We start from the raw sequence: 9,295 nt of genomic DNA, 5'->3' as shown, positions 1-9,295 counted from the left end.
CCCCCGCCTCGCCGGCGCCGCCGTGGCCCTCTCGCTCCTCATCGCCCTCACGGCGTGCACTCCGCAAGCCGGCGCGGGAGCAGGGTCCTCGGCGCCCTCAGCAGCGAGCGACGCGCCCAGCCCGGACTCGACCAGCACGGAGGGGCCCGGAACGCCCTCCCCCACGCCCACCGCCAAGGCCGTCACGCTCCCGACAGACTGCCGCGCGATCCTGTCGGAATCCGTGCTCGCCGAGCTCGGAGACATCCCGCTCAACGACGCCGCCTTCGGACCCTCGGGCGTGGGTGCGGACGGCGCCCTCACCTGCAATTGGGCCGACCCGCGCGCAGACACCACGAGGCTCACGACCACCATCTCGCGGATGAACCGCGGTCCCGCGCTCGACATGCTCAATGCACTCGCCGACAACGAGGGCTTCTCCTGCTTCACGCCGGACGGCGGCACCCGATGCGAGAAGACCTGGCCCAACGAGCAGTACCCCGTGACGGACGGCCGCACCCTGTTCTGGCGTGACGACGTCATGATCGACACCCGCTACTCGAACCTGGCGCCGACCGGTTACACCTCGAGCATCATCGAGCACATCTTCGACTGACCCCGCCGCGCCCGGAGCCCCGTCGACGGCATGGCGTGAAACCCGGGCACGAAGAAGGCCCCAAGGCGAACCCTGGGGCCTTCTTCGTCACTCAGCACTCAGTTGTGTCGCGACTTCGTCGCTCGACAACCTCAATCAGTTGTAGGTGCCTGGGGTGATGTCGTCCGTCGAGAACGCGTCGAAGTCGACGTAGCCGAAGTCACCATCGGCGTACGCACCGTCGGATGCGAAGATCCGGTTCGGGTAGCGCTCGCTCTTGGCTTCCTCTGTGGCCTCGACCGTGACGTCGCGGTACTTCGAGAGACCGGTTCCGGCGGGGATGAGCTTACCGATGATGACGTTCTCCTTGAGACCGACCAGCGGGTCGCGCTTGCCCTGCATCGCAGCCTCGGTGAGCACGCGGGTCGTCTCCTGGAAGGAGGCGGCCGACAGCCACGACTCGGTCGCGAGCGACGCCTTCGTGATACCCATCAGCTCCGGACGGCCGGACGCGGGGCGCTTGCCCTCTGCCACAGCCTCGCGGTTGATCGACTGGTAGCGCTTGAGGTCGACCATCTCACCCGGGAGCAGGGTCGTGTCGGCGTGATCGACGACGGTGACCTTGCGGAGCATCTGACGGACGATGACCTCGATGTGCTTGTCGTGGATCGGCACACCCTGCGAGCGGTACACGCCCTGGACGCCGCCGACGAGGTAACGCTGCACCTCGCGAGCACCCATGACGCGCATGATCTCCTTGGGGTCGAGCGTGCCCACCAGGATCGGCTGACCGACCGTGACGTGCTGCCCGTCCTCGACGAGAAGCGTGGCACGCTTCAGCACCGGGTAGATGACGGGCTCGTCGCCGCTGTCGGGCGTGAGGATGACCTTCTTGCCCTTGTCGGTCTCGTCGATCGCGATGCGGCCGTCGGCCTCGGCGATCGGCGACGCGCCCTTGGGGGTACGCGCCTCGAAGAGCTCCTGCACGCGGGGCAGACCCTGCGTGATGTCATCCGCCGATGCCGAACCACCCGTGTGGAAGGTACGCATCGTCAGCTGGGTACCGGGCTCACCGATCGACTGGGCCGCGATGATGCCGACGGCCTCGCCGATGTCGACGGTCTTTCCGGTCGCGAGCGAACGGCCGTAGCACTGTGCACACACACCGACGGCGGAGTCGCAGGTCAGGACCGAGCGCACCTTGATGGTCTCGACACCCAGAGCGACGAGCTTGTCGATCAGCACGTCACCGACGTCCTCACCGGCTTCGGCGAGAACCTCGCCCTTGCTGTCGACCACGGCCGAGGCCAGCGTACGGGCGAACACCGAGTTCTCGACGTTCGCGTCGCGCACCAGCTCACCCTGCGAGTTCGGAGCGGCGATCGGGAGCTCGAGGCCCTTCGACGTGCCGCAGTCCTCTTCGCGGATGATGACGTCCTGCGAGACGTCCACCAGACGACGGGTCAGGTAACCCGAGTCGGCGGTACGCAGAGCGGTGTCGGCGAGACCCTTACGGGTACCGTGCGTCGCGATGAAGTACTCCGCAACCGACAGACCCTCGCGGTACGAGGAGATGATCGGACGCGGGATGATCTCACCCTTGGGGTTGTTCACCAGACCACGCATACCGGCGATGTTCCGGATCTGCAGCCAGTTACCACGAGCACCCGACGACACCATGCGGTTGATGGTGTTGTCCTCGGGGAAGTTCGCCTTCATGGCGGCCTGAACCTCGTCTGTGGCCTCGGTCCAGATCTTGATGAGCTCCTGGCGACGCTCCGAGTCGGTCGTCAGACCCTTCTCGTACTGCGACTGGACCTTCGCGGCCTGCTTCTCGTAGCCCGCGACGATCTCCGCCTTGTTCGGCGGCGTGAGGATGTCGCTCAGGGCGACGGTCACACCGGAGCGCGTTGCCCAGTAGAAGCCGGCGTCCTTGATGCGGTCCAGCGACGCAGCCGTCTCGACCTTGGGGTACTCCTCGGCCAGCTTGTTGACGATCTGCGACAGCTTGTTCTTGTCAGCCTGCTCGCGGACGAACGGGTAGCCCTTCGGCAGCGTGTCGTTGAAGATCGCCTGACCCAGCGAGGCGTCGACGAGACCGTGACGCTCGTAGCCCTCGGGAGCTTCGCCCTCGAGGAACGTCAGGCCGGGGATGCGGATGCGGATCTTCGCCTGCAGGTCGAGGGAGCCCTCGTCCTTGGCCAGGATCGCCTCGCCCACCGAACCGAATGCACGGCCCTCGCCGGTCGCGCCTTCCTTGACCGTGGTCAGGTGGTGCAGACCGATGATCATGTCCTGCGAAGGCAGGGTGACCGGACGGCCGTCCGACGGCTTCAGGATGTTGTTCGACGCGAGCATCAGCACGCGGGCCTCGGCCTGAGCCTCGACCGACAGGGGCAGGTGGACAGCCATCTGGTCACCGTCGAAGTCGGCGTTGAACGCCGCGCAGACGAGCGGGTGCAGCTGGATGGCCTTGCCCTCGACGAGCTGGGGCTCGAACGCCTGGATGCCCAGACGGTGCAGGGTGGGTGCACGGTTGAGCAGCACCGGACGCTCGCGGATGATCTCCTCGAGCACGTCCCAGACCTCGGGACGGGTGCGCTCGACGGCACGCTTGGCGGCCTTGATGTTCTGCGAGTGACCGAGGTCGATCAGACGCTTGATGACGAACGGCTTGAAGAGCTCCAGAGCCATCTGCTTGGGCAGACCGCACTGGTGCAGCTTGAGCTGCGGGCCGACGATGATGACCGAACGGCCGGAGTAGTCGACACGCTTTCCGAGCAGGTTCTGACGGAAACGACCCTGCTTACCCTTCAGCATGTCGCTGAGCGACTTCAGGGCACGGTTGCCGGTACCGGTGACGGGGCGACCACGGCGACCGTTGTCGAACAGTGCGTCCACGGCCTCCTGCAGCATGCGCTTCTCGTTGTTGACGATGATCTCGGGGGCACCGAGGTCGATCAGACGACGAAGACGGTTGTTGCGGTTGATCACGCGGCGGTACAGGTCGTTCAGGTCGGAGGTCGCGAAGCGGCCACCGTCGAGCTGGACCATCGGGCGCAGCTCCGGCGGGATGACCGGGACGACGTCCAGGACCATCGACGCCGGGCTCATGCCGGTCTCGAGGAACGAGCTGACGACCTTCAGGCGCTTGATCGCACGGATCTTGCGCTGGCCCTTGCCCTCGGAGATCTGCAGACGCAGGTTCTCCGCCTCGGCCTCGAGGTCGAACGCCGCGAGGCGACGCTGGATCGACTCGGCACCCATGTAGGCCTCGAAGTACTGACCGAAGCGGTCCTGCAGCTCGTGGAAGACGTCGTCCTCCGGACGGAGTGCGCCGACCTCGAGCGTGCGGAAGTCCTCCCACACGCGCTCCAGCTTCAGGATCGCCTCGTCGGCACCCTTGCGGATGAGCGACATCTCCTTCTCGGCGGCGTCCTTGACCTTCTTCTTGGCGTCGGCCTTGGCACCCTCCGCCTCGAGAGCAGCGAGCTCCTCCTCCAGCTTGGCCAGGCGCTCCGCGATCTTGGCGTCGCGGCGGTCGCCGAGCGTCTTCAGCTCGAGACGGATGTTGTTCTCCTGCGTGCCCAGGTCGCGGTGACGAGCTTCCTCATCGACCGAGATGACCATGTAGGCGGCGAAGTAGATGACCTTCTCGAGGTCCTTCGGTGCCATGTCGAGCAGGTAGCCCAGGCGCGAGGGCACGCCCTTGAAGTACCAGATGTGGGTGACGGGAGCGGCGAGCTCGATGTGACCCATGCGCTCACGACGGACGGAGCTCTTGGTGACCTCCACGCCGCAGCGCTCGCAGACGATGCCCTTGAAGCGGACGCGCTTGTACTTGCCGCAGGCGCACTCCCAGTCGCGGGACGGGCCGAAGATCTGCTCTCCGAAGAGACCGTCCTTCTCCGGCTTGAGGGTGCGGTAGTTGATGGTTTCGGGCTTCTTGACCTCGCCGTAGGACCACGCGCGGATGTGGTCTGCGGTCGCCAGGCCGATGCGAAGCTCATCGAAAGTTGTGGACTCGAGCACTAGTTCTCCTGTGTCGGAAATTCTTTTTGAGAAGTCTGCTTCGGGGGGCCCGAGACGTGGGTCCCGGGCCCTCCGAAGGATTAGATCTCGTCGATCGAGGCGGCCTCGAAGCGGCTGGAGATGTTGATACCGAGTTCCTCTGCGGCGCGGAACGCCTCATCGTCGGTGTCGCGGAGGTTGACCAGCGTGCCGTCGGCCGAGAGGACCTCGACGTTCAGGCAGAGCGACTGCATCTCCTTCATGAGCACCTTGAAGGACTCGGGGATGCCCGGCTCCTGGATGTTCTCGCCCTTGACGATCGCCTCGTACACCTTGACGCGGCCGAGGATGTCGTCGGACTTGATCGTGAGGAGCTCCTGGAGCGCGTACGCGGCGCCGTAGGCCTCGAGGGCCCACACCTCCATCTCACCGAAGCGCTGTCCACCGAACTGCGCCTTACCACCGAGCGGCTGCTGGGTGATCATCGAGTAGGGACCCGTGGAACGTGCGTGGATCTTGTCGTCGACCAGGTGGTGCAGCTTCAGGATGTACATGTAGCCGACCGAGATCGGGGCCGGGAACGGCTCGCCGGAGCGGCCGTCGAACATCTGGGCCTTTCCGGTGGAGTCGATCAGACGGACACCGTCGCGGGTCGGGATGGTCGCGTCGAGGAGACCTGCGATCTCCTCCTCGCTCGCACCGTCGAACACCGGGGTCGCGACCTTCGTGCCGGGGGCTGCCTCGAAGGCCTGCTCCGGCAGACGCACTGCCCACTCCGGTGTGCCCTCGACCTTCCAGCCCTGCTTCGCGATCCACCCGAGGTGGGTCTCGAGCACCTGGCCGAAGTTCATTCGACCCGGGATGCCGAGCGGGTTCAGGACGATGTCGACCGGGGTGCCGTCCGCCATGAACGGCATGTCCTCGATCGGGAGGATCTTCGCGATGACACCCTTGTTGCCGTGACGGCCGGCGAGCTTGTCACCCTCGGTGATCTTGCGCTTCTGGGCGATGTAGACCACGACGCGGCGGTTGACGCCGGAGCCGAGCTCGTCGTCGCCGTCCTCGGCGTTGAACTCCTTGACCGCGATGATCGTGCCCTGCTCGCCGTGAGGCACCTTCAGGGACGTGTCGCGGACCTCGCGGCTCTTCTCGTTGAAGATCGCGCGGAGCAGACGCTCCTCGGCCGACAGCTCGGTCTCACCCTTCGGCGTGACCTTGCCGACGAGGATGTCGCCGGGGCGGACCTCGGCACCGATGCGGATGATGCCGCGCTCGTCGAGGTCCTTCAGCAGCTCCGGGCTGACGTTGGGGAGGTCACGGGTGATCTCCTCCTTGCCGAGCTTGGTGTCGCGGGCGTCGACCTCGTACTCCTCGATGTGGATCGAGGAGAGGGTGTCGTCCTTCACCAGGTCCTGGCTCAGGATGATCGCGTCCTCGAAGTTGTAGCCCTCCCACGTCATGAACGCGACGAGGAGGTTCTTCCCGAGGGCCAGCTCGCCGTTCTCGGTGGCGGGGCCATCGGCGATGACCTCTCCGACCTCGACGCGCTCACCGGCGTTGACGACGACCTTCTGGTTGTAGGACGTGCCCTGGTTCGAGCGGTCGAACTTGCGCAGGTGGTACTCCTGCGTTCCGCCCTCGTCGAGCATGACCACGACGCGGTCCGCGGAGACCTCGGAGACGACACCGGCCTTCTCGGCGGTGATCACGTCACCGGCGTCGATGGCCGTGTAGCCCTCCATACCGGTTCCGACGAGCGGCGAGTCGCTGCGCAGCAGCGGCACGGCCTGACGCTGCATGTTGGCACCCATGAGGGCGCGCTGTGCATCGTCGTGCTCGAGGAAGGGGACGAGCGAGGTCGCGACGGACACCATCTGGCGCGGCGAGACGTCGATGTAGCCGATGTCCTCGGGGAGGAACATGTCGACCTCGCCGCTGCCGCCCTTCGGGCGTGCCAGGACGTGGCTCTCGACGAAGCGACCCTTGGCATCGAGCGGGGCGTTGGCCTGCGCGATGTTGAAGTCGACCTCTTCGGAAGCCGTCAGGTAGTCGATCTGCTCGGTGACGACACCGTCGACGACCTTGCGGTACGGGGTCTCGATGAAGCCGAACGAGTTGATGCGCGCGAACGTCGCGAGCGCACCGATCAGACCGATGTTCGGGCCTTCAGGAGTCTCGATCGGGCACATGCGGCCGTAGTGCGACGGGTGGACGTCACGGACCTCGACACCGGCGCGGTCACGCGAGAGACCACCGGGGCCGAGCGCGGAGAGACGACGCTTGTTCGTCAGACCCGCGAGCGGGTTGTTCTGGTCCATGAACTGCGACAGCTGCGAGGTTCCGAAGAACTCCTTGATCGCGGCGACGACGGGGCGCACGTTGATCAGGGTCTGCGGCGTGATGGCCTCGATGTCCTGCGTGGTCATGCGCTCGCGGACGACGCGCTCCATGCGGGACAGACCCGTGCGGACCTGGTTCTGGATGAGCTCGCCGACCGCGCGGATGCGACGGTTGCCGAAGTTGTCGATGTCGTCGGTCGCGAGACGGATCTCGGCCTTCTTGCCGCCGCGGATACCGGTGAAGGTCTCCTCGGTGCCTGCGTGCAGACGCACGAGGTACTTGATCGTGGCCACGATGTCCTCGACGGTGAGCACCGACGAGGTCAGCGGCTGGTCGAGGCCCAGCTTGTGGTTGATCTTGTAGCGACCGACCTTGGCGAGGTCGTAGCGCTTCGGGTTGAAGTAGAAGTTGTCGAGAAGCGCACGCGCGGCTTCGGCTGCGACCTGCTCGCCCGGACGGAGCTTGCGGTAGATGTCGCGGAGAGCATCTTCCTTCGTGACGATCGTGTCCTTCGAGAGCGTCTCCTCGATCGAGGTGTAGCCGGCGAACTCGGCCAGGATCTCCTCGCTGGTCATGCCCAGCGCCTTGAGGAAGACCGTGACGGACTGCTTGCGCTTGCGGTCGACACGCACGCCGACCTGGTCGCGCTTGTCGATCTCGAACTCGAGCCATGCACCACGGCTCGGGATGACGCGCGCCGAGACGATGTCCTTGTCACTCGTCTTGTCGGGGGTCTTGTCGAAGTAGACACCCGGCGAGCGCACGAGCTGCGAGACGACGACGCGCTCGGAGCCGTTGATGATGAACGTGCCCTTGTCGGTCTGGAGCGGGAAGTCGCCCATGAAGACCGTCTGGGTCTTGATCTCACCCGTGAGGTGGTTCATGAACTCGGCCTCGACGTACAGCGGAGCGGCGTAGGTCTTGCCACGCTCCTTGCACTCCTCGATCGAGTACTTCTCCGGCTCGAGGTACGGGTTCGTGAACGACAGCTGCATCGTCTCGCCGAGGTCCTCGATCGGAGAGATCTCCTCGAAGATCTCGCCGAGGCCGCTGTTCTCGTTCACGTCGGTACGACCGGCGGCCTTGGCCTCGGCCACGCGCGCCTTCCAGGCGTCGTTGCCGACCAGCCAACCGAAGGACTCGGTCTGCAGGGCGAGAAGGTCAGGGACCGTCAGCGTGTCGGAGATCTTGGCGAACGAAAGACGGGAAGCTCCGCGTCCGTTCTTGGTGGTGGTGGATGTGGATGCGTTGCGAGCAGCAGCCAAGGGAATAACCTCCGTGAGCCCCGCAGGGCTTCTCGATTCCTTTGTCGTCAGGTGGAGTGTGCGCCCGGGAACTCAACAGATGCCGACCACCATATGAGGGCAGGGAGAAGCGAGCGCAACTACCAACTATACGCACGATTCTGCGACATGGCAAGCGCAATCCTTGACCAATCTTCGAACCTGCGGTATTGGCACCCCGCCGGAGTCGTCCACACCCACCGTCAGCGCCGAGACCCATCGCCGCAGACGTCTGCGGCGATGGGTCTCGGCGGGCGGGTTGGGTGTCGGCGAACGGGGCCTCAGGAGGCGATGTTCAGCTCGTTGCCCGGGATCGACGCCAGCAGACGCCTCGTGTAGGGGTCGCGCGGGTTCGTGAAGATCTCCTCCGAGGTCGCGGCCTCCACCAGCTTCCCGTCCTTCATGACGCACACGTAGTCGCTGATCAGGCGCACCACCGCGAGGTCGTGCGAGATGAACAGGTAGCTCAGGCCGTACTCGCTCTGCAGGTCGCCGAGCAGCTTCAGGATCTGATCCTGCACGAGCACGTCGAGCGCCGACACGGGCTCGTCGCACACGATCAGATCGGGCGAGAGCGCGAGCGCACGGGCGATCGCGACGCGCTGCCGCTGACCGCCTGAGAGCTCGGACGGGTAGCGACGCAGCATGGACTGCGGCAGCGCCACGTCGTCGAGCAGTTGCCGCACGCGCTTGCGACGATCCGCAGTGCTCCCCCGCTTGTAGAACTCCAACGGTTCGGCGATCAGCCGCTCGATCGTGAACATCGGGTTCAGGCTCGAGTACGGGTCCTGGAAGATGGGCTGCACCCGCTGGCGGAAGTCCTTCGTCTCCGCCCGGCTCAGCGACGCGATGTCCTTGCCCTCGTAGCGGATCAGCCCGCTCGTGGGCTCGATCACCTTGAGCAGCATCCGCGCGGTCGTGGTCTTGCCCGAACCGGACTCCCCCACGATCGCGACCGTCTCCCCGCGCGGGATCACCAGCGACACGTCGTCGACCGCGACGAAGTCCTCCCCACGGCCGCGTACCGGGTAGACCTTGGTGAGGTTCTCGATCTCGACGATGTTGCCCTTCGACGAGCCCTGGGAGC

Annotated in this window: 4 protein-coding genes; 1 reads left to right on the top strand and 3 read right to left on the bottom strand. The window is 65.7% G+C overall.

What is annotated here, in order from left to right:
- Positions 1 to 595 (top strand): hypothetical protein (locus tag DSP71_RS05645; protein WP_113680589.1); only part of this gene is annotated, 595 nt, incomplete at its 5' end.
- A gap of 135 nt (positions 596 to 730) precedes the next feature.
- Here DSP71_RS05645 and rpoC read toward each other — a convergent pair.
- The 3 genes from rpoC to DSP71_RS23205 all read right to left on the bottom strand — a co-directional run.
- Positions 731 to 4,606 (bottom strand): DNA-directed RNA polymerase subunit beta', encoded by a 3,876-nt coding sequence (rpoC, locus tag DSP71_RS05640; RefSeq protein WP_061017157.1) that lies wholly within the window; start codon positions 4,604 to 4,606, stop codon positions 731 to 733.
- Between the two features lie 80 nt (positions 4,607 to 4,686).
- Positions 4,687 to 8,190: a DNA-directed RNA polymerase subunit beta gene (locus DSP71_RS05635; protein ID WP_113680588.1), complete on the bottom strand. Its 3,504-nt coding sequence runs from the start codon at positions 8,188 to 8,190 to the stop codon at positions 4,687 to 4,689.
- Between the two features lie 299 nt (positions 8,191 to 8,489).
- On the bottom strand, positions 8,490 to 9,295 hold an 806-nt coding region (locus DSP71_RS23205; RefSeq protein ID WP_258546282.1), incomplete at its 5' end, for an ABC transporter ATP-binding protein.

Origin of the sequence: Microbacterium sp. H6 (assembly GCF_003314775.1) — a bacterium.
GTDB lineage: Bacteria > Actinomycetota > Actinomycetes > Actinomycetales > Microbacteriaceae > Microbacterium > Microbacterium oxydans.
This window is presented reverse-complemented; position numbering and strand designations above follow the sequence as displayed.